19 protein-coding genes, 1 pseudogene and 1 other annotated feature are annotated in these 20,256 nt (G+C 43.4%); all 20 genes and pseudogenes read left to right on the forward strand.

The features are described from left to right. The first annotated feature begins 76 nt into the window (after window positions 1–76). Window positions 77–2,518, forward strand: coding sequence for a DNA translocase FtsK (locus HC026_RS07745; protein WP_168925423.1), 2,442 nt, complete (start codon window positions 77–79; stop codon window positions 2,516–2,518). Between the two features lie 150 nt (window positions 2,519–2,668). Then, the gene (murC, locus tag HC026_RS07750; RefSeq protein WP_168925424.1) at window positions 2,669–4,000 is read left to right on the forward strand and encodes a UDP-N-acetylmuramate--L-alanine ligase; all 1,332 of its coding nucleotides are present in this window, start codon (window positions 2,669–2,671) and stop codon (window positions 3,998–4,000) included. A 119-nt stretch (window positions 4,001–4,119) separates the two neighbouring features. Next, window positions 4,120–4,824, forward strand: coding sequence for a Bax inhibitor-1/YccA family protein (locus HC026_RS07755; RefSeq protein WP_168925425.1), 705 nt, complete (start codon window positions 4,120–4,122; stop codon window positions 4,822–4,824). A gap of 176 nt (window positions 4,825–5,000) precedes the next feature. Next, on the forward strand, window positions 5,001–7,661 hold the full coding sequence (polA, locus tag HC026_RS07760) for a DNA polymerase I (RefSeq protein WP_168925426.1): 2,661 nt from the start codon (window positions 5,001–5,003) through the stop codon (window positions 7,659–7,661). Window positions 7,662–7,682: 21 nt separating this feature from the next. Further along, window positions 7,683–8,492 (forward strand): annotated as a pseudogene (gene mutM, locus HC026_RS12820) (DNA-formamidopyrimidine glycosylase); the annotation flags it as partial. Window positions 8,493–8,528: 36 nt separating this feature from the next. Next, on the forward strand, window positions 8,529–9,158 hold the full coding sequence (gene coaE / locus HC026_RS12825) for a dephospho-CoA kinase (protein WP_168925447.1): 630 nt from the start codon (window positions 8,529–8,531) through the stop codon (window positions 9,156–9,158). Between the two features lie 30 nt (window positions 9,159–9,188). Next, window positions 9,189–9,677, forward strand: a complete 489-nt coding sequence (gene nrdR, locus HC026_RS07775) for a transcriptional regulator NrdR (RefSeq protein WP_168925427.1) — start codon at window positions 9,189–9,191, stop codon at window positions 9,675–9,677. 14 nt (window positions 9,678–9,691) lie between these two features. After that, window positions 9,692–11,053, forward strand: a complete 1,362-nt coding sequence (locus HC026_RS07780) for a replication initiation and membrane attachment family protein (RefSeq protein ID WP_168925428.1) — start codon at window positions 9,692–9,694, stop codon at window positions 11,051–11,053. A 1-nt stretch (window position 11,054) separates the two neighbouring features. After that, on the forward strand, window positions 11,055–11,981 hold the full coding sequence (gene dnaI / locus HC026_RS07785) for a primosomal protein DnaI (RefSeq protein WP_168925429.1): 927 nt from the start codon (window positions 11,055–11,057) through the stop codon (window positions 11,979–11,981). Between the two features lie 358 nt (window positions 11,982–12,339). Then, a complete protein-coding gene (thrS, locus tag HC026_RS07790) occupies window positions 12,340–14,277 on the forward strand; it encodes a threonine--tRNA ligase (protein WP_168925430.1) in 1,938 nt (645 codons plus the stop codon). Window positions 14,278–14,391: 114 nt separating this feature from the next. Next, window positions 14,392–14,522: a sequence feature (ribosomal protein L20 leader region), on the forward strand. A gap of 58 nt (window positions 14,523–14,580) precedes the next feature. Beyond that, a complete protein-coding gene (infC, locus tag HC026_RS07795) occupies window positions 14,581–15,084 on the forward strand; it encodes a translation initiation factor IF-3 (protein ID WP_168925448.1) in 504 nt (167 codons plus the stop codon). A 30-nt stretch (window positions 15,085–15,114) separates the two neighbouring features. Beyond that, the gene (gene rpmI, locus HC026_RS07800) at window positions 15,115–15,312 is read left to right on the forward strand and encodes a 50S ribosomal protein L35 (RefSeq protein WP_054654993.1); all 198 of its coding nucleotides are present in this window, start codon (window positions 15,115–15,117) and stop codon (window positions 15,310–15,312) included. 69 nt (window positions 15,313–15,381) lie between these two features. Further along, window positions 15,382–15,735 (forward strand): 50S ribosomal protein L20, encoded by a 354-nt coding sequence (gene rplT, locus HC026_RS07805; protein WP_168925431.1) that lies wholly within the window; start codon window positions 15,382–15,384, stop codon window positions 15,733–15,735. 137 nt (window positions 15,736–15,872) lie between these two features. Then, on the forward strand, window positions 15,873–16,415 hold the full coding sequence (locus HC026_RS07810; RefSeq protein ID WP_168925432.1) for a YqeG family HAD IIIA-type phosphatase: 543 nt from the start codon (window positions 15,873–15,875) through the stop codon (window positions 16,413–16,415). After that, window positions 16,399–17,538: a ribosome biogenesis GTPase YqeH gene (gene yqeH, locus HC026_RS07815; RefSeq protein WP_168925433.1), complete on the forward strand. Its 1,140-nt coding sequence runs from the start codon at window positions 16,399–16,401 to the stop codon at window positions 17,536–17,538. Before HC026_RS07810 ends, yqeH begins: the two co-directional genes overlap by 17 nt. A gap of 12 nt (window positions 17,539–17,550) precedes the next feature. Next, a complete protein-coding gene (gene yhbY, locus HC026_RS07820; protein ID WP_168925434.1) occupies window positions 17,551–17,865 on the forward strand; it encodes a ribosome assembly RNA-binding protein YhbY in 315 nt (104 codons plus the stop codon). 26 nt (window positions 17,866–17,891) lie between these two features. Continuing rightward, window positions 17,892–18,524: a nicotinate-nucleotide adenylyltransferase gene (locus HC026_RS07825; RefSeq protein ID WP_168925435.1), complete on the forward strand. Its 633-nt coding sequence runs from the start codon at window positions 17,892–17,894 to the stop codon at window positions 18,522–18,524. Next, window positions 18,517–19,128 carry a bis(5'-nucleosyl)-tetraphosphatase (symmetrical) YqeK gene (gene yqeK, locus HC026_RS07830; protein WP_168925436.1) on the forward strand — a complete coding sequence of 204 codons (612 nt, stop codon included), beginning with the start codon at window positions 18,517–18,519 and terminating at the stop codon, window positions 19,126–19,128. Before HC026_RS07825 ends, yqeK begins: the two co-directional genes overlap by 8 nt. A gap of 12 nt (window positions 19,129–19,140) precedes the next feature. Beyond that, entirely contained in the window at window positions 19,141–19,497 is a 357-nt protein-coding gene (gene rsfS / locus HC026_RS07835) for a ribosome silencing factor (protein ID WP_168925437.1), read from the forward strand. After that, the gene (locus HC026_RS07840) at window positions 19,494–20,228 is read left to right on the forward strand and encodes a class I SAM-dependent DNA methyltransferase (protein ID WP_168925438.1); all 735 of its coding nucleotides are present in this window, start codon (window positions 19,494–19,496) and stop codon (window positions 20,226–20,228) included. The genes rsfS and HC026_RS07840 overlap by 4 nt, the downstream gene beginning before the upstream one ends. The last annotated feature ends 28 nt before the right edge of the window (window positions 20,229–20,256 follow it).

The following is a 20,256-nucleotide window of genomic DNA, read 5'->3' on the forward strand; positions in this document are numbered from 1 at the left end:
GATGCTCCTTTTTTATTTTGCCCCAAGCCGTTAAAAGACATTAAAACTAACTTGAAAATTGAATGGATGACTAAATATGAATCACTATGATGGACCAGCGTTTTATCGTAAGTACCGTCGACCAGACAAAACGGCGAAGCAATCTGCTTCGTCTCGGCTGAGAGTTCCTGGTGAACAGCTAAAGCAAACTGATGACGAACCGGCAATTTTTCAGCGCAATGAGCCACAACGCAGGGAGCTTATTCAGCGCGAGGAAAGACGGCAAGCAGAAAAGCGACCTGAAACGCCGCCAAAAAAAGCCAAGCCAATTAAGAATGACTGGAAGCCTGCTGCCCCTTTTCGACCAACAAAGGTTCCGAAACAACTCAAAGGAAGCGTGATTCCGCAATCAACAATCAATTACACCGCGATCATTAAGCAGTATTTTCAAAAAGATGATCGTGATGTGATGTTATTTGATGACGGCTCGTATTCACCTGCGGAATCTTTGGAGGTTGAAACGCCTAAGCAGCCGGTTAAACCAGCTATTGAAAAGACGGATGATCAGGCAGAGATCACACAGGCAGATGTTGAACAACCAAGTCAAGCTCTGCCGCAAACTCCTGAGAAATCTAGTAATGAAGAACGGATTGCTGCAATTCAGAAGCGAATTGATCATATTCAGGCTCGAAAGGCAGAAACAGAAGATAAGTTCGGTGACTCAGCTAACTTCGCACACGGAACAGCTGAACCACGGCAATCTGCAATCCCAGTAGAAAATACCGCAGCGGTTGCATCTGTTGATGAAGAACCTTTTCCCGTTAAAGAACCCCAATCTGATGTTTCAGTGAGTGATTCCGATACTGAACCAAATAAGTTGGACGAAACGGTTACTGCTGAAGCACCGAGTTCAACACATTCTGAAGAACAATCCGAATCGATTGAGGCTCCGGCTGCTGAATCAGAATCAAAGAACGAACCAGAACACGGCTTAGGCCATTCCTTAGGTGACATTCTTGAAGAAGAAAATACTAGTTCGCAGATGAATAAGTTAGCCTTGTTCCAAGATAAGCCGACCGTTACGCCTGTGAGTGAAGTCAGCCAAGATGATCGTGGCTATCACTTCCCAGCAACTTCGTTATTAACACCACCAGTTTTGAATGATGAAAACGCGCTGGACGAGTGGATCGAGCATCAAGGGGAGGTCTTAGACGAAACTCTGCAGGCCTTCCACGTGGACGCACACGTTGTCGACTGGACGGTTGGACCGACCGTGACGCAGTTCCAGGTTCATTTATCGCTCGGTGTAAAAGTAAATAAAATTACCAATTTAACGGACGATTTGAAACTGGCATTAGCGGCCAAAGATATTCGAATTGAAGCACCAATTCCTGGGAAGACCACCGTTGGTATTGAAATTCCCAACCCCAAGACGCGACCAGTGATGTTATCAGAAGTTCTGGAATCTAAGGCATTCAAAGATAGTACTTCACCGTTAACGGTGGCGCTTGGTGTTGACCTGTTTGGTCAGCCACGGGTCACTGATTTACGTAAGATGCCACATGGTTTGATTGCTGGGGCAACCGGTTCCGGTAAATCAGTCTTTATTAACAGTTTGCTGATTTCGTTGCTGTACAAAGCAACTCCAGCCCAACTGAGGTTATTACTGATTGACCCTAAGGCGGTTGAATTGGCACCGTATGATGGGTTGCCACATTTGTTGGCGCCCGTTATTTCTGATCCTCAAGCGGCTGCTGCAGCGTTGAAGTGGGCGGTAAAAGAAATGGATGACCGTTATGATCGCTTAGCAGCAGCCGGTGTCAGAAACATCGAGCAGTATAATGACCGGGCAGAGTTAACTGGGGATTACGCGCAAAAATTACCATACATCGTCATTGTGATTGATGAATTAGCTGATTTGATGATGATGGCTTCTAGTGAAGTACAGGATTACATCGTCAGAATCACTCAGAAAGCACGGGCAGCCGGTATTCACTTATTAATTGCAACGCAACGACCAAGTGTGGATATCGTTACTGGGACCATTAAAAATAATATTCCAACCCGAGTGGCCTTCATGGTATCCTCACAAGTGGATTCACGAACGATTATTGATACTTCTGGTGCTGAGCGATTACTTGGGAAGGGAGATATGTTGTTCCTAGGTAATGGCGCCTCACAGCCAGTCCGGCTTCAAGGGACTTACGTTGATAAGGAAGTTGATCGTGTAACCGATTTTGTGCGGACACAAGGCAAACCGCACTATGCATTTGATCCGGATGGGTTACTGGAAAAGCAGCAAGTCCAAGAGAGTCAAGACGAATTGATGCCAGAAGTACTGGATTACATTGTACAAGAAAAAACGGTTTCGACGTCTAAGCTGCAGCGGGTCTTTTCAATCGGCTACAATCGTGCAGCTAATCTCATTGATACCCTCGAAAACAAGCAGTATATTTCTGGTCAAAACGGTTCGAAACCGCGAGATGTTTTTTTGACTGAAAAACAACTGGCAGAAATGAGGGCGCCGCGAACAGATTAAAAGGTGAAAGCCACTCACGTTACGGTGCACAAAATGCACTGTTCAATAACTGTCCGCTCTGCTAAAATATTGATATGGACCAATGATGGTCGATTAACCGGCAATAGTCGGCCTAAATTAAATCATTGAAACGATGAAAAGAGGATTTTGATGGACAACACAACCACGTATTATTTTGTTGGAATCAAAGGATCAGGGATGAGCTCACTTGCGCTCATTCTTCACGACAAAGGCTTTAAAGTAGCTGGGTCAGATATTACACAGTACACGTTTACGCAACGCGGACTGGAACAGGCTAAGATTCCTGTGTACCCATTTGGGGAAGAAAATATTCACGATGGCTTAACGGTCATTGCTGGGAATTCCTTCACGGATGATCATCCAGAAATTAAAAAAGCCCGAGATTTGGGCTTGCCGGTTTATCGCTATCACGAATTCCTGGGTAAGCTAATCGAAGGTTATACCAGCATCGGCGTTGCCGGTGCACATGGTAAGACCAGTACAACCGGCTTGCTCTCTCACGTGTTGTCCGGAATTGCACCAACCAGTTACTTGATTGGTGACGGGACTGGAAAGGGGACACCCAACGCCCGTTTCTTTGTTTACGAAGCAGATGAATACCGACGTCACTTCTTAGCAACTAAACCCGATTATGCAATTATGACTAACATTGATTTTGATCATCCTGACTATTATAAGGATATCAACGATGTATTCAGCGCCTTTCAGACTTTCGCTAATCAAGTGTCCAAGGGGATCTTTGCTTGGGGTGATGACGAAAATCTTCGCCGCCTAAAGTCTGACGTACCGATTTATTATTATGGTACTGGCGACCAGGATGATTTCCAGGCTCGTAACATTAAACGCACAACTAAGGGTTCACAGTTTGATGTTTACTATCACGATGAATTTTTAGGTAACTATCACGTACCGCTGTTTGGTGAACACAACGTTTTAAACAGCCTGGCAGTCATTGCTGTGGCTTACTTTGAGGACGTTGATTTAAATGCTATTAAAGATGAACTATTAAGCTTTAAGGGTGTTAAGCGTCGATTTGCTGAACGAAAAGTGGCTGACATGACCATCATTGATGATTATGCTCACCATCCATCAGAAATTCGTGCAACTCTTGACGCTGCTCGTCAAAAGTATCCTGATAAAAAAGTAATTGCCGTCTTCCAGCCGCATACGTTTACTCGGGTGATTGCGTTGATGGACGACTTTGCCAAAGCATTAAATAATGCTGATGTGGTATACCTGACCGATATTTTCAGTTCTGCACGTGAATCTAACGGTAAGGTTTCCAGTGCAGATCTCGCTAAGAAGATCAATAAGGGTGGCGAAATCCTGAAGTTGGATAATATGTCACCATTACTCGATTATCATGACGCGGTTGTTGTCTTCATGGGTGCTGGAGACGTTCAGAAGTATGAACGCGCGTATGAAGAATTATTGAGTCATTTATCTTTAAAAGATAACTAATGATTAATATTTTCTAAAAGATAAATCATTCAAGACCGAAGTGACTTCTTTTCATTGCTTTTTCCACTAAGGTTGTTAGAATATATCCTTAATGAGGGATATAAAAAGGAGGAACCTTGATGAACAATTACGATGAACAGCCACGGCGTGTGATCAATGCGGATGTTGGCCTAAACAAGTTTTTAACAAAAATGTATGGTTGGATGGCACTTGCTGTATTGTTATCTGCCTTTGCAGCATTTTACGTTTCCACCACACCAGCTTTGATGTCACTTTTTACGGGTTCGTACCGGATTGTCCCGTTGATTGTATGGTTTGTCTTTCCGTTCTTAGTTAGTGGTCAGGCAATGAAGCGACCGGCAATAAGTTTTGTGCTCTTGATGTTTTACGGTTTGTTAACCGGGGGCATCATGTCGATGTACGCCTTAGTTTACACGGGTACGACCATGGTGAGTGCTTTTGTATCCAGTGCATCGATTTTCATCGCAATGGCCGTTTACGGTGTCGCAACTAAACGTGATCTATCACGGGTTGGCGCACAAGCAACGGCTGCGTTGATTGCGCTGATTGTCGCTTTCCTAATTAATATCTGGTTGAAGAGTTCCATGATTGCCTTCGTCTTCTCGATTATTGGTGTGGTTATTTTTACCGCTTTGACTGCTTCAGATAGCCAAAAGATGAAGCGCCTTTACTTGCAAAGCGACGGCTCTGCTACAACTGGTACCGGGTTAGCCATCATTGGTGCAATGCAACTCTACCTTGACTTCGTGAACTTGTTTATCTTGTTACTTCAAGTTTTCGGTGGTTTTGGTGATCGTGATTAATATTAAAATATTGAACAGCCATTCAATCAGTGATGATGTGGATGGCTGTTTTTCTGTGTCCATTTTGAAACCTAAATTTAACCTGGGTGCTTGCTTCAATATACCGTCAAACTGATTTTTAATTGTTCAATTTCTCTGTTAAACTAGAGGTATGACAAATTGCGGAGGCTTTATTAATGACTGAATCAAAACGATTGTTACTTATCGATGGCAACAGTGTGGCTTTCCGGGCATTTTTCGCACTGTATACTGCATTGAATAGTATGACGAATGCGGATGGTTTGCATACTAATGCGATTTTTGGTTTTAACCGGATGCTAGATATTATGTTAGACGAGGTCAAACCAACTGATGCGTTGGTGGCCTTTGATGCGGGGAAGGTGACCTTTCGAACTGAGAAATTTGCAGATTATAAAGGCGGTCGTTCCAAGACCCCACCAGAACTTTCCGAACAGATGCCAGTGATTCGTCAATTGCTTGAAGCACGCGGTATTAAATCGTACGAATTAAAGAACTATGAAGCTGATGATATTATTGGCACCATGGCGAAACAGGCCGAAGCCGCCGATTATCAAACGACCATTTTTACTGGGGATCGTGATTTAACTCAGCTGACTTCCGAAAAGACCCGGGTCGCAGTGTCAAAAAAAGGGGTTACTGAGGTTGAAACATATACTCCTGAACACGTGAAAGAAAAGTTAGGCGTACGACCTGACCAGATTATTGAAATTAAAGGGCTTCAAGGAGATAACTCTGACAACTACCCAGGGGTTGCCGGTGTCGGTCCTAAGACTGCAGTTTCCTTGATTCAGCAGTATGGCACCATTGACGGCGTATACGAGAACATTGATAAAATAACTGCCAAGAAAATGAAAGAACATTTGATTGAAGATAAAGATTCTGCCTTTCAATCACGAAATTTAGCCACTATTCGACGAGATGCGCCAATTGAAATTAAGTTGAGTGACCTGGCTTACAAAGGCGACCAGCGGGACGAGTTGGTTAAGTTTTATCAGGAAATGAATTTCCAATCATTTTTAAATAAGATGAATGCTGATTCCGATGATGGCGATGTACTAGGGTTAAAACCAGTTAAGTTTACGGTATTAACCGCTGATAATCTGAATGAATTAGCCCAGCTTAAGGATCACGTATCATTTTATTTGGAGATGCCTGAAGAAAACTACCACACTTCAACTTTTGCCGGCTTTGTGATTGGTGAAGCTGATAAGTGGTTTGTTAGCCGCGACGTAGAATTGTTAAAGCAGTCACCGCTAAAAGACTTGTTGACCAATGATAAAGTTCAAAAAGATTTATTTGATGCGAAACGGACTTACGTTGGTTTGAACCGCTTAGATATCCATCTCGCACACGTTGATTTTGACTTATTACTGGCTTCATATCTGTTAGATACCAATGAAAATAGTAACGATCTGGGTCGATTGGCTTTCCAACATGGCTATCATCAGATTCAGTCTGATGAAGAAGTGTACGGTAAGGGTGCCAAGCGTGCTATTCCAGAAGATGACCAAATCTTTTTTGAACACTTAACTCGAAAAGGAATCACGATTGAATCGTTAAAGAAATCATTATTTAAACAATTGGACGAAAACGAACAGACTGAACTCTATCGTGATCTGGAACTGCCAATGGCATTCGTACTGGCACACATGGAGATCGCTGGGATAACGGTGGATACTGACCGTTTATCAGCTATGCAAAGTGAGTTTACTGAATTGCTAGCTCAGACCCAGCAGACCATTTTCCAGGAGGCTGGCGAGGAGTTTAACATTGGCTCACCCAAGCAGTTGCAACACATTCTGTTTGAAAAGCTAGGGTTAACACCACTTAAGAAAACCAAAACGGGCTATTCGACTTCGGTTGACGTCTTGGAAAAGTTAGCTGCCGAAGCACCAATCGTTGAGAATATTTTGAAGTACCGTCAGATTTCTAAGATTCAATCGACCTACGTTGAAGGATTGTTGAAAGTCGTTCATAGCACTGACCAGAAAGTGCATACCCGATACTTGCAGACCCTAACCCAAACGGGGCGTCTGTCGTCAGTGGATCCTAATCTGCAAAACATTCCCATCAGAACTGAAGAAGGTCGCCGAATCCGGCAGGCCTTCATTCCAAGTCACAAGGGCTGGCAGATATTCTCGTCTGACTATTCACAAATTGAATTACGAGTATTAGCTCATATTACTCACGATAAGAACCTCCAGGAAGCCTTCAGAGAGGGCGAAGATATTCATGCTTCGACCGCTCGCCGAATCTTTCGTTTGGGGCCAGATGCCGAAGTTGATCCTAACATGCGGCGTCAAGCTAAAGCGGTGAACTTTGGTATCGTTTACGGAATCAGTGATTTTGGTCTGTCGCAAAACATCGGCATTACTCGAAAGCAGGCGCGTCAATTTATCGACACCTACTTCGAGGAATACCCCGGTGTTAAGCAGTATATGACCGATATCGTGGCTTCCGCTAAAGATAAGGGCTATGTTGAAACCATTGCGCATCGTCGCCGGTATTTACCAGACATTAACGCGCGCAACTTTAATCAGCGTTCGTTTGCTGAACGGACGGCCATGAATACGCCAATCCAAGGCAGTGCTGCCGATATTATCAAGATTGCGATGATTAAAATGGAGGATGCGATTAAAGACCTGCAGGCAACGATGTTACTGCAAGTACACGATGAACTGATCTTTGAGGCACCTGCTGAAGAGATCCCAACATTGGAAAAATTAGTGCCAAGTGTGATGGACTCAGCCGTTAAGCTGGAAATTCCGCTGAAAGTGGAATCCCACTACGGCAACACCTGGTACGAAGCAAAGTAATGATGCAAGGAGGCTCTCCGGATGCCTGAATTACCCGAAGTGGAAACGGTACGCCGCGGTTTAACGCGATTAGTTGGTAACGCGAAAATTACGTCCGTAGACGTCTATTACGAAAAAATGGTCTCACCAGAGGCCAATCAATTTAAAAAAATGCTCGCTGGCAAAACGATTGAACGGATTGACCGGCGAGGTAAATATCTCTTATTCAGATTCAATGACGACCTCACCATGGTGTCGCATTTGCGGATGGAGGGAAAGTATGACGTTCAGCCAGCTGGCAACCCCGTCACCAAGCACACCCACGTCGTTTTTCATCTCGATGACGAGCGTGATTTACGGTATACTGATACCCGGAAGTTTGGGCGGATGCACTTACTGAAGACCGGTGAAGAAAGTAAACTTATTTCTGGCTTAAAAAAAATGGGACCAGAGCCGACTGCAAAGACACTTACCGTTGATTACATGAAAACCATTTTCGGTAAGAGTAAGAAGGCGATTAAGCCGTTCTTATTAGATCAAAGCAATATTGCGGGTTTAGGAAACATTTACGTAGATGAAACGCTGTGGTTGAGCCGGATTCACCCTGAACAGCCTGTTAACAGCATTCCTGACTTTCAGATTCGTCAACTCCGTGAGAACATTATTGCGGAAATTAAGCGTGCAATCGATGGTCATGGGACCACTGTCCATTCTTTTTCAACTGCTTATGGTGAAGCAGGAGAGTTTCAAAATCATTTGATGGTGTACGGTCGCAAAGGTGAACCCTGTTTTCGGTGTGATACCCCCATTGAAAAAACGAAAGTGGCACAACGGGGAACCCATTTTTGCCCCGATTGTCAGGTCTTGCGTGAAAACCCAGGTGAAACGATGGTTCTTGGTCTCACTGGTGGTATTGCTACTGGTAAGTCAACCGTGAGTGACCTGTTCAAAGGATTTAATATTCCAATTATCGATGCCGACTTAGTTGCTCGTGAAGTCGTGGAACCGGGAACCAAGGGATTAAAACAAATTCAAAGCACTTTTGGCTGGCAAATGATTCAGCCAGATGGTACTTTAGACCGTCATGCTTTGGGTACCCTGGTATTCAGCCAACCGGAAGCATTGGCACAGTTGAATGACATCACTGGTCCGCTGATCAAAAAAGCGGTCATTCGTAAATTACAAGGTTACCGAAGACGGAAGGCGCCATTGGTGATTTACGATGCACCCACTTTATTTGAAGCTCGCGGTGCTTCTGGAGTCAACGAAATTATGGTTGTCACTTTACCAGCTGAACTGCAACTGGAACGGTTAATGGCCCGTGATCAGTTATCTCAAGATGAGGCATTGGAGCGGATCAACGCACAATTACCGTTGGCAGAAAAGGCTAAACGAGCCGATATTGTCATTGATAATAGTCAGACAGTTGATAAAACGAAAGCCCAAGTGGTAAGATGGCTGAATGAAGCCGGATTCGGCTCATTAATAACAACAAAAGCTAATCAAGTTAAAAAGTAAAATGTTTGAGGAAAAATAAGAGGTGAGACTATGCACTGTCCACACTGCCATCATAATGGCTCACGGGTTGTTGACAGCCGACCAACGGATGAAGGCCGTGTTATTCGACGCCGCCGTGAATGTGAAAATTGTGGCTTTCGGTTTACAACGTTTGAACGGATCGAAGCCACACCACTATTGGTGATCAAGAAAAACGGTACTCGTGAAGAGTTTAATCGTGAAAAGATTCTCCGAGGCATTATCCGTTCAGCAGAGAAACGACCAGTTGGTATGGATGTCATGACTAAACTGGTTGACGAAGTTGAAAATGAAGTCCGTTCATTGGGCGAAAATGAAGTTTCTAGTCAGCTGATCGGTGAATATGTCATGAAGCGCTTGGCAGATATTGATGAAATTTCCTATATTCGTTTCGCCAGTGTTTACCGTCAGTTTAAGGATATGAGTGTCTTCCTGGAAGAGCTCAAAGACGTCATGAACAAGGATAAGAAAAAAGGGACCACCTCTGATAAAAAGAAATGAAACGGGGCTTAATCATGGCGGAGTCAACACAACCACTCTTGCCCAAAACGTCTGTTGCAATCATAGCAACAACCCAATTGCAGGATGAACGTAGAAGAGTATTGGATTTACTCTACCAACCGATTTTAGGCGTTGCAGCATACAGCCTTGCAACGGTCATGTGGCAGCAGGTGTCGTTAACGGCTGATCTGAAAGTCGAAGTGACTCATACTGACTTATTGGCATTACTCAATATCAGTATGTCGACACTCGAGGACTCTCGTTTGCGACTAGAAGGTGCAGGTCTGTTACGCACGTTTAAGAATCAGCCAGATCGATTGCCTGAATTGATTTATGAACTTCAGCAACCCGTAAGCGGTGAGATGTTTTTTAAGGATGATTTGTTGAGTCTTCTATTGTTGGAAGTAGTGGGTGAGCGTCAGTTTGATCGATTGAGGCAAGCCTTTTTGCCGCGGCACCTTCAGCGGGAGAAGTGGCATGAAATTTCCAAGTCGTTTCTTGACGTTTTTTCGCTAGATAACCGGTTGATTGCGTCGCCACCAAGGTTGATTGAAGACACTAAAGTTGCTTTTGATCAGGAGACTGAAGTTGCTGAACATGAGCAGCCCACGGCACCGGACTTTGATTTTAGTTTGTTGTCCGAGTTACTGAAACGTTCGTACATTGACCTTAATGATTTACGACAATACCGGCAGTTGATTATTAACGAACATTTGTTGTACGGTATTGATGAAACTGAAATGGCGCGCTATCTGGGCGATGCCACCAATCTAGCAACAAATAAGCTGGATGCCAATCAATTTAAACGAGCGGTTGCCGCAGCTTACCAATCTGAAACTCAACCGGTGGTGGCTGAACAAAAAGCGGTTGTCGCTAAGAAAAACAGTGAAAGTCAGGAAGAAACGGCTTTAGTTGCTGCAGCTAAGCAATATGATCCGATGGCTTTTTTGGCACAGATTAGGCAGCAACAGGGTGGCTACGTGGCTAACGGTGAACAGCGAATTGTTGAACAAATCGCAAGTAAACAGATTTTCTCCAATTCGGTGATCAATATGCTGATTTACGAGGTGTTGATTGATTTGAATAATTCAACAATCACTCAGCGCCTGACAGATACCATTGCTAACCGTTGGGCGCAAGATGGCGTTAAGACACCTGAAGACGCATTGGCAAGCATTCGTAAATTCAAAGCCGAGCGCGCAAAGCCCAAGTCTTCACGCAGACGGTCGGGTACCAAGAACATCAAGGAAACTTTGCCTGATTGGGCCAAGAATGATTACCAGCCAAAGGCGAAAAAAGCGCTCACGCAATCAGATCAGGCAGCGTTTAATGAGCAATTGAATAAACTTAAAAAATTGAGAGATGGAGGTGATTAGTATGGAAAATATCAGTGAGTCTATGAAACGCTATATGGACCAACATCAACTCAATGCTAATTACCAAAAATTAATGAACAGTGTCTACCAAGACACTGATGTTCAAGCGTTTTTGAAGGCTCATGAGGATGACCTAGATGCTGAACAGATTGATCGTTCGTCGGCCAAATTGTACGAATATGTCAATGAGCGTAATAAATTAGCTGCTGGCGAAACGACATTTGCGCCCGGATATGAACCAAAGCTTGTCTTGAATGATCATTTGGTGGAAGTGTCATATCAACCAACAGACGCCCAAAAAGCGAAGTTAAAGCAGGCTGCTTTGAAGCGAAGAGTTAATGCTATCATGATGCCAAAACTGATTAAAAATGCAACATTTGACCACTTTATTAATGATCCCGATCGAGCACAAGCATTACAGGCTGCCGTTGCTTTCATTGAGGCTTATTCGAAGGACTCAAAGCATTTTCATCAGGGATTATACCTGTATGGCAGTTTTGGTGTGGGCAAGACTTATCTGCTTGGCGCGATTGCTAACCAATTAGCTGATATGGGTGTTAAAACGACTCTGGTTCACTTTCCAAGCTTCGCGGTAGAAATGAAGAATGCCATTGCCAATAACCAAGTGGCTGGCCGATTGGATGATGTTAAACAGTCTCAAATTTTGATGATCGATGATATTGGTGCTGATGCTATGTCGGCGTGGGTTCGTGATGATATCTTGGGTGTTATTTTGGAATATCGCATGCAAAACGAATTGCCGACGTTTTTCTCGTCTAATTTCTCCATGCAGCAGTTAGAAACTGAGCACTTGGCAGAGACACAAAAAGGCGACGTTGAGCCTTTGAAGGCCAAACGTTTAATGGAGCGAGTGAGATTTTTAGCTCAGGAAATCGAAATGATCGGTGAAAATCGCCGACAAAAATAGAGTTGACACTTATTTTTTAAAGTGGTTTAATGTGAATTGTAATCAAATTCAAAGAAATTTAAATGTTTGAAAGACATGATTTAGTTGGGTTCTCCAAGAGAGAAGCACCACTTCTGGAAGTGCTTTGTGAGCGATTCTAAGTTACCACTTTCTCGAATGTGCGGTGGACAATATCGCATCGGTTGTTCCGTTATCGCTGAATGAAGGTTTGGTTCGCAGTTTGAATCAGATGAATTTCGGGTGGAACCGCGTAGAGACGTCCCGGTATGTACAGTAATGTGCATGCCGGGATTTTTTAGTTTCACGAGTTCGGTGGCTTTCAGCATTTAAAAAATGTAAACACGAGGAGAAGAGTAGAATGGCAGATATTACGGTTGAATTTCCAGACGGCAAGAAGAAACAATTTGATGCCGAAGCAACGACCAAGGACGTTGCACAGTCCATTGCTATTAGTTTAGCTAAAAAGGCTGTTGCTGGTAAGTTAGACGGCAAGTTAATTGATTTGAACGCACCTTTGAAGCATGACGGTAAGATTGAAATCGTCACTAAGGACAGCGAAGATGGTTTGGCTGTTTTGCGTCAGTCCGTTGCCTTATTGACAAAGGTTGCTTTGAAGGAGACTTTCCCATCAATTCAATTTGGTGAAGAAGTCGGTGATGCTGATGGTTTTTACGTTGATACTGATAAGGAAGACGGTCAGGTTAGTGTTGACTCGTTACCTGCAATCAGTGACAAAGTTCAGGCGTTCATTGATCAAAAATTGGCCATCAAGCACAGTCGTTTAAGCAAGGCGGATGCCCTGAAGAAGCTTGAAGGTACTTCATACGAAGCTAAACTTGTTGAAGATAGCGATGATGAAGAATTTCCATTTTACGAAATTGATGGTGTTCAGGTCTTAGCGAGTGGTGTTAGTTTCGCTAATACGGGCGACATTAAGTTCTTCCGTCTGTTATCAGTTGCTGGTGCTTACTTTGAAGGTAAGTCATCTAACCCAATGTTACAACGAATCTATGGGACCGCATTTTACAAGCAAGCCGACCTTGATGCTGACTTGCAAGCTCGTCAAGAAGCGCGTGAACATGATCACCGTGTCATTGGTAACGATCTAGACTTATTCTTCGTTGATCCTAAAGCTGGTGCTGGTCTGCCATACTGGATGCCAAATGGTGCTACGATTCGGCGGACGGTTGAACGTTACATCATTGACAAGGAAGTTGCCGATGGTTACAAGCACGTTTACACCCCAGTGTTAGCTAACCTTGACCTTTACAAGACTTCTGGTCACTGGGCTCACTACCGTGAAGACATGTTCCCACCAATGGATATGGGTGATGGCGAAATGCTTGAATTACGGCCAATGAACTGCCCAAGTCATATTCAAATTTACAACCATCACATTCGCTCATACCGTGAATTACCATTACGGATCGCTGAACTAGGGATGATGCACCGTTACGAAAAATCAGGTGCCTTATCAGGTTTACAACGGGTTCGTGAAATGACTCTGAACGATGGTCACACTTTTGTTGCTTTGGACCAAGTTCAAGACGAATTCAAGAAGATTTTACGGTTGATCATGGACGTCTACAAAGACTTCAACATCAACGACTACAGTTTCCGTCTTTCATATCGTGATCCTGAGAATACTGAAAAGTACTTCGATGATGATGAAATGTGGAACCGTAGCCAGACCATGTTAAAGGGTGCCATGGATGACCTTGGTCTTGACTACTACGAAGCTGAAGGTGAAGCTGCCTTCTATGGCCCTAAGCTGGATATTCAAACTAAGACGGCTTTAGGTAACGATGAAACTATGTCAACCATTCAATTGGACTTCATGCTGCCAGACCGCTTCGATTTGAAGTATGTTGGTGCTGATGGTGAAGATCATCGTCCAGTTATGATTCACCGTGGGATCGTTGGGACTATGGAACGATTCATTGCATACCTCACTGAAATCTATAAGGGTGCTTTCCCAACTTGGTTGGCTCCAAAGCAAGTTAAGATTATTCCAGTTAGCGATGATAAGCACGGCGAATACGCTGAGAGTTTGAACAAACAGTTGTTAGCAGCTGGCGTTCGTGCCGAAGTTGATCACCGTGGTGAAAAGATGAACTACTTGATTCGTGATGCTCAGACTCACAAGATTCCATACACCTTAGTTGTTGGGGATCAAGAAATGGCTGACAAGGCTGTTAGTGTTCGTAAGTATGGTGAACAAAACAGCGAGTCAATGAGTGCTGACGATTTCGAAAAAGAAGTTTTAAAGGATATTGCTAATTACAGTAATAACTAAATTATTAAAAGCTGCTTGACACACGAATTAAATAGGATATACTTATTATTCGTGAGCTTAAAGCCAAGTGATTTGACTAATATCCTGTGTCATGGTATATTGGTTAAGTTGAAAAAATGTAAGTAGAAGCACCCGCTTCTCGCCTTGTGGTTAACGCTGCCTGGCTGATACGTAAATAAACTAAACCTGAGAATGGTTTGGGTATTTAACGGGTGCGCATAGCGTACCCGTTATTTGTTTGGGTAGGACTTACGTTTCATTGTTTTCAAAATCACTCGGAGGTGAATGACCATAGCAAACGATATGATGGTTAACGAAGGAATCCGTGCTCGAGAAGTTCGGTTGATCGGTAATAACGGCGAACAATTGGGCATCAAGAGTAAGCGGGACGCGCTTCAACTGGCTGAAGATGCAGATTTGGATCTTGTCTTAGTGGCTGCGAAAGCTAAGCCACCGGTAGCCCGGATCATGGATTACGGGAAGTACCGTTTCGAGATGCAAAAGAAGCAACGTGAGGCTCGTAAGAAGCAAAAGGTCGTTAGCGTGAAGGAAGTTCGCTTAAGTCCATCAATTGATACGAACGATTTTAACACTAAGCTGAAGAACGCTAAGAAGTTCTTGGCAAAGGGCGAAAAAGTTCGTGTCTCAATTCGATTCAAAGGTCGTGCCATTACCCATAAAGATATTGGTCGTCAAGTTTTGAACCGGATGGCTGAAGAAACAAGCGATGTTGCAACCGTTGAACAACGCCCAAAGATGGACGGACGGAGCATGTTTTTGATGCTTGCACCAAAAAAAGAAGACTAGTTAGTTAGTATTTGAGGAGGATTTTCGATTATGCCAAAGATGAAGACAAACCGCGCCAGTGCCAAGCGTTTTAAAGTAACAGCAAAAGGCGGCATTAAGAGTGCGAATGCTTACACGAGTCACCGTTTCCACGGTAAGACCAAGAAGCAACGTCGTCAATTACGTGGGACTTCAATGATGAAATCTAACACGATTAAGAAAACTTATCGTCAATTACTGCAAAAGTAATTCGAAAGTTGATCATGAATTTAATCGTTCAAAAACGATGATAACCGTAAGTATTAGGAGGAATTTAATATGCCACGAGTAAAAGGTGGAACAGTAACACGCGCACGTCACAAAAAGATTCTTAAATTAGCTAAGGGTTACCGTGGTTCAAAGCACCGTTTGTTTAAGGTTGCTAAGGATCAAGTAATGAAGGGTTACCAATACGCCTACCGTGACCGGAAGGCTAACAAGCGTAACTTCCGTCGTCTTTGGATCGCTCGGATCAACGCTGCAGCCCGTTTAAACGGTTTAAGCTACAGCAAGATGATGTTTGGTTTGAAGCAAGCCAACATCGAAGTTAACCGTAAGATGTTAGCTGACTTAGCTGTTAACGATGCTGATGCTTTCAAGGCATTAGCTGACGAAGCAAAAAAGGCATTATAATTTTAAACCTAAACGAGGCTGGATGAAGACTTCCAACCTCGTTTTTGTTTGATTTGATAGAGATGCGCTATAATCGTAGTAATATCAGCAAAAATCTCGTATAATAAACTCTCAGTACAGGATAAAGGAGTTAGTCAATGTTAGCGCAATTTACACCAACTTGGATGATCGAAGCGACTTATAATATTAACCCTAAAGAGTTGAAACAATTGGGAATCAAAGTCGTTTTGACAGACCTTGATAATACCCTTATTGCATGGAATAACCCTTATGGGACAGAAGAACTCAGGGACTGGATGACGTCCTTGGAACGTGAAAACATTCAGTTGGTGGTTGTGTCAAACAATTCTCACCGGCGGGTAAAAAAAGCGGTGGCTGCGTTACAGCTTCCCTTTATCTCACGCGCGCTAAAACCATTTTCGGGTGGTATTCGGCGGGCGATGCGTCAATATCAGGTTTCTGAAAATGAAGTTGTGATGGTTGGTGATCAATTACTAACGGATATTGCTGCAGCAAACTTTAGTAAGATTCGTAGCATTTTGGTCAGACCAATTATTGAAAGCGATGCGTGGAATACGCGAATCAATCGGTTCTTCGAGCGATTTGTGATGCACGCAATGCTTAGGAAGCATCCAGAACTCAAGTTTCGAAAGGACTTAATTAATGAGCGAAACAAATAAAGATGAAGTATTAGTTGATGGTGAGGCCGTTTATTGTATTGGTTGCGGCGCCCAGATTCAGACCACCGATAAAAATAAACCTGGCTACACGCCACAATCTGCATTAGATAAGGGACTGGAAACCGGCGAATTATATTGTCAGCGTTGCTTCAGATTGCGGCACTACAACGAAATCGTTCCCGTTGGTTTAACTGACGACGATTTTCTGCGGTTGTTGACACAAATTCGTGATGCTAATGCGCTGATCGTCTATGTTGTCGATATTTTCGATTTTAACGGTTCAATTATTCCTGGCTTACATCGATTTGTTGGGGATAACCCCGTGATGTTGGTTGGAAACAAGGAAGATCTGCTGCCAAGTTCGCTGCGCCGTTCAAAATTACGCGACTGGTTACGACAACGAGCTAACGAACAGGGAATTCGTCCAATCGACGTTTCCTTATTATCAGCTAAGACTAATCAATCCGTGGATCAATTTTTAGATATGGTTGAAAAACATCGTGATAATCGTGATGTATACATTGTCGGTGTTACCAACGTAGGTAAGTCGACACTGATCAATCAAATTATTCGGCGTAGTACTGGCGCCAAAGATGTGATTACCACTTCTCGGTTCCCAGGGACCACGTTAGATAAAATTGAAATTCCGCTGGATGACGATCACGTTTTGGTGGATACACCTGGAATCATTCACCCATCACAGATGGCCCATTATCTGTCGGGTAAAGAATTAAAAATTGTGACGCCACAAAAGCAGATCAAGCCAAAAGTTTATCAATTGAATGATCAACAAACGATTTTCTTGGCGGGTGTTGCTCGTTTTGATTACGTTTCTGGTCCCAAACATGGTTTTACAGTATACGTTGAAAACAACTTACCTTTACATCGTACTAAGTTGGAAAATGCGGATAACTTTTACAGCAAACACGTCGGTGATTTACTGACGCCACCTGAAAGTCCCGATAATGATCTGCCACCTCTGGAAAGACACGAGTTTAAAATCACCGACAAGAGTGATCTGGTTTTTGAAGGACTTGGTTGGATTACCGTTCCCGCTGGCGTAGTTGTTGCTGGCTATGCCCCTAAAGGCGTTGGTGTTGTCGTTCGCCGAGCAATGATATAAGGAGAAATTAATTTGAATTTAAAAGGTAAACAAAAGCGGTTTTTACGTGCCCAAGCGCACCATCTAAACCCGATTTTTTCAGTCGGTAAAAACGGACTTAACCAAACTTGGTTAGCCCAATTGGACGGTGCCCTACAAAAACGTGAACTGATCAAGATCAATCTTCAGCAGAGTGCTGATGAAACGGTTGAAGAAGTGCAAGCTTACATTGAGGATAATACCGCAATACAGGTAGTCCAAACTATTGGCCGGGTACTCGTTTTATTTCAGCCAGCATCAGAAGAAAAATATCAGGATCTTTCATTACAAGTAAAAAAATTAGCATAATCATTTTGAAGTAAGGGGAAATCACGATGGTTAAGGTAGTTGAGCAGACGAAAACCAAGGTTGTTGAACAGTTGGCAGCTACTATCAAGAAGAAGCGAATTGGTATTCTTGGTGGGACGTTTAATCCACCGCATATTGGTCACCTGATCATGGCAGACCAAGTCATGACCCAGCTAGGGTTGGATCGGGTTCTCTTTATGCCGGATGCTAACCCGCCACACGTTGATCGGAAAGTGGCCATTGACGCCGCTGATCGTGTGAAAATGGTTGCTGCTAGTATTGCGGATAATCCTAATTTTGGGATTGAACTCGCTGAAGTCCAGCGTGGTGGTGTTAGTTACACGTACGATACGATGTTGGAATTAAAGCGAAAACACCCTGAAAACGAGTATTACTTTATTATTGGTGGCGACATGGTTGATTATTTACCGAAGTGGTATCGAATCGATGATTTAGTTAAATTGGTTCAATTTGTGGGTGTTCGTCGCGAAAACTACCCGGTAACCTCTAAATACCCAGTTTTATGGGTTGATATTCCCTTGATTGATGTCAGTTCATCGATGATTCGAAGCCGAATTAGGCAAGGACAGTCAATCAGATACTTTGTAAAGGATTCCGTTGCGAAGTATATTAAGGAGCGACAGTTATATCATGAGTGAAGAAGTAACGTATACTGGTCGATACACCGTGGATAGCCGTGATCAGTTATTGGCCAAAATCTCAAAGCAGTTGAAACCGGCTCGTTTTGAACATGTCCAGCGAGTGGAACAGACGGCTATACAATTAGCTAAGCAATATGGTGTTAACGTTGAAAAAGCCTCCATTGCGGGGTTAGTTCACGATTATGCTAAGCAACGGCCTGATGAGGATTTTATTAAAGCAATCAAACACTTCCAACTAGACCCCGATTTAGTGAACTGGAACAACGCTATTTGGCATGGAATCGTGGGTGCCGAGCTGATTAAGTCTGAATTGGATATTACAGATGAAGATATTTTGGATGCGGTGCGCTACCATACGACCGGGAACCGTTATATGACCAAACTGGCCCAGATTATCTATATGGCTGATTACATCGAACCGGCTCGGGACTTTGATGGCGTTGAAAAAGCACGACTTTTAACCTCTCAGAGTCTTGAACTGGCGGTGGCTTATCAGACGAAGCATACACTGTTATATTTGCTGGAAAATAATCAACGGATTTATCCAAAAACAATTGATACTTATAACGCTTGGGTTCCCCAAAGCGGACTGAATGATTAACGGAGGAATTTGATGAATAGTAAAGATATTTTGCAAGTTGTTGTTAAGGCTGCCTCAGACAAGCGGGCGGAAGATATCGTTGCTCTAGATATGCAACAGGTGAGCCTCATTACGGACTATTTTATGATTACTGACGCGACTTCTGGTCGTCAAGTACAAGCGATCACTGATAACATTCAAGAGGCCTGTGAGAAGGCTGATATTCCCGTTAAACGGATTGAAGGTCGTGACGCTGCTCGCTGGGTCTTGATTGACCTTGGTGATGTGATGGTTCACGTTTTCCAGAAGGACGAACGAGCACATTATAATTTGGAAAAATTATGGTCAGAAGCACCGCTAGTCAACGTTGATGACTGGGTCGAAGCATGATTTATCAGACCTTTGCCAAATTATACGATGAGCTGTTTGACAGTGAATTATATCTAGAATGGCGAACGTTTGTTGAGCAGCAGGTCCCCGATAAGCAGCAGCCATTGTTAGAATTAGCCTGTGGTGCGGGTCGTTTAGCTGTTTTATTAGCACAAGATGGTTATGATGTGACGGGCTTTGATCTCTCAGATGAGATGCTTAGTTTAGCAGATCAGCATGCCCGCGAGGCTGATATCGCGTTACCTTTGATCGAAGGTAATATGTTGGATCTTAGCGATTTACAAAGGTACCACACTGTAACGTGTTTCGCAGACTCGCTGTGTTATCTTCCGGATGAAGAGTCACTGTTGAAGACATTTGAACAAGTTGCACGTCATCTTGATGATGATGGGCAATTTTTGTTTGATGTTATCTCACCATATCAGACAGATACGGTTTATCCGGGTTATATGTATAATTACCGGGATACTGACAGAGCTTTTATGTGGTCTAGTGAAGCAGGGGAGCAATCCCACTCAGTTGACCATGATTTAACTTTCTTTACCTATAATGAAAATAAGGGTGCTTACGATGAAGTCGCCGAACTACACCATGAGCGGACTTACGAATTGGCAACTTATCAACGCTTATTAAAGTCAGCCGGTTTTAAGCAAGTCAAGGTCAGTGCTGACTTTGGTAAGACCAATATTAAGTCGGATACAACTCGCTGGTTCTTCGTTTGCGGTAAGTAAATCAAACATTCGATTGCAAGGAGATGGA

It is taken from the genome of Secundilactobacillus angelensis, from assembly GCF_012641075.1.
Lineage (GTDB): Bacteria > Bacillota > Bacilli > Lactobacillales > Lactobacillaceae > Secundilactobacillus > Secundilactobacillus angelensis.

Bases quoted from the DNA above. Each gene is read 5' to 3' on its own strand.
- polA (WP_168925426.1), top strand. From the start codon at position 5,001: ATGACTGAATCAAAACGATTGTTACTTATCGATGGCAACAGTGTGGCT.
- HC026_RS07745 (WP_168925423.1), top strand. From the start codon at position 77: ATGAATCACTATGATGGACCAGCGTTTTATCGTAAGTACCGTCGACCA.
- HC026_RS07755 (WP_168925425.1), top strand. From the start codon at position 4,120: ATGAACAATTACGATGAACAGCCACGGCGTGTGATCAATGCGGATGTT.
- HC026_RS07780 (WP_168925428.1), top strand. From the start codon at position 9,692: ATGGCGGAGTCAACACAACCACTCTTGCCCAAAACGTCTGTTGCAATC.
- rsfS (WP_168925437.1), top strand. From the start codon at position 19,141: ATGAATAGTAAAGATATTTTGCAAGTTGTTGTTAAGGCTGCCTCAGAC.
- rplT (WP_168925431.1), top strand. From the start codon at position 15,382: ATGCCACGAGTAAAAGGTGGAACAGTAACACGCGCACGTCACAAAAAG.
- HC026_RS07840 (WP_168925438.1), top strand. From the start codon at position 19,494: ATGATTTATCAGACCTTTGCCAAATTATACGATGAGCTGTTTGACAGT.
- murC (WP_168925424.1), top strand. From the start codon at position 2,669: ATGGACAACACAACCACGTATTATTTTGTTGGAATCAAAGGATCAGGG.
- rpmI (WP_054654993.1), top strand. From the start codon at position 15,115: ATGCCAAAGATGAAGACAAACCGCGCCAGTGCCAAGCGTTTTAAAGTA.
- yqeH (WP_168925433.1), top strand. From the start codon at position 16,399: ATGAGCGAAACAAATAAAGATGAAGTATTAGTTGATGGTGAGGCCGTT.
- HC026_RS07810 (WP_168925432.1), top strand. From the start codon at position 15,873: ATGTTAGCGCAATTTACACCAACTTGGATGATCGAAGCGACTTATAAT.
- thrS (WP_168925430.1), top strand. From the start codon at position 12,340: ATGGCAGATATTACGGTTGAATTTCCAGACGGCAAGAAGAAACAATTT.
- infC (WP_168925448.1), top strand. From the start codon at position 14,581: ATGATGGTTAACGAAGGAATCCGTGCTCGAGAAGTTCGGTTGATCGGT.
- dnaI (WP_168925429.1), top strand. From the start codon at position 11,055: ATGGAAAATATCAGTGAGTCTATGAAACGCTATATGGACCAACATCAA.
- HC026_RS07825 (WP_168925435.1), top strand. From the start codon at position 17,892: ATGGTTAAGGTAGTTGAGCAGACGAAAACCAAGGTTGTTGAACAGTTG.
- nrdR (WP_168925427.1), top strand. From the start codon at position 9,189: ATGCACTGTCCACACTGCCATCATAATGGCTCACGGGTTGTTGACAGC.
- coaE (WP_168925447.1), top strand. From the start codon at position 8,529: ATGGTTCTTGGTCTCACTGGTGGTATTGCTACTGGTAAGTCAACCGTG.
- yqeK (WP_168925436.1), top strand. From the start codon at position 18,517: ATGAGTGAAGAAGTAACGTATACTGGTCGATACACCGTGGATAGCCGT.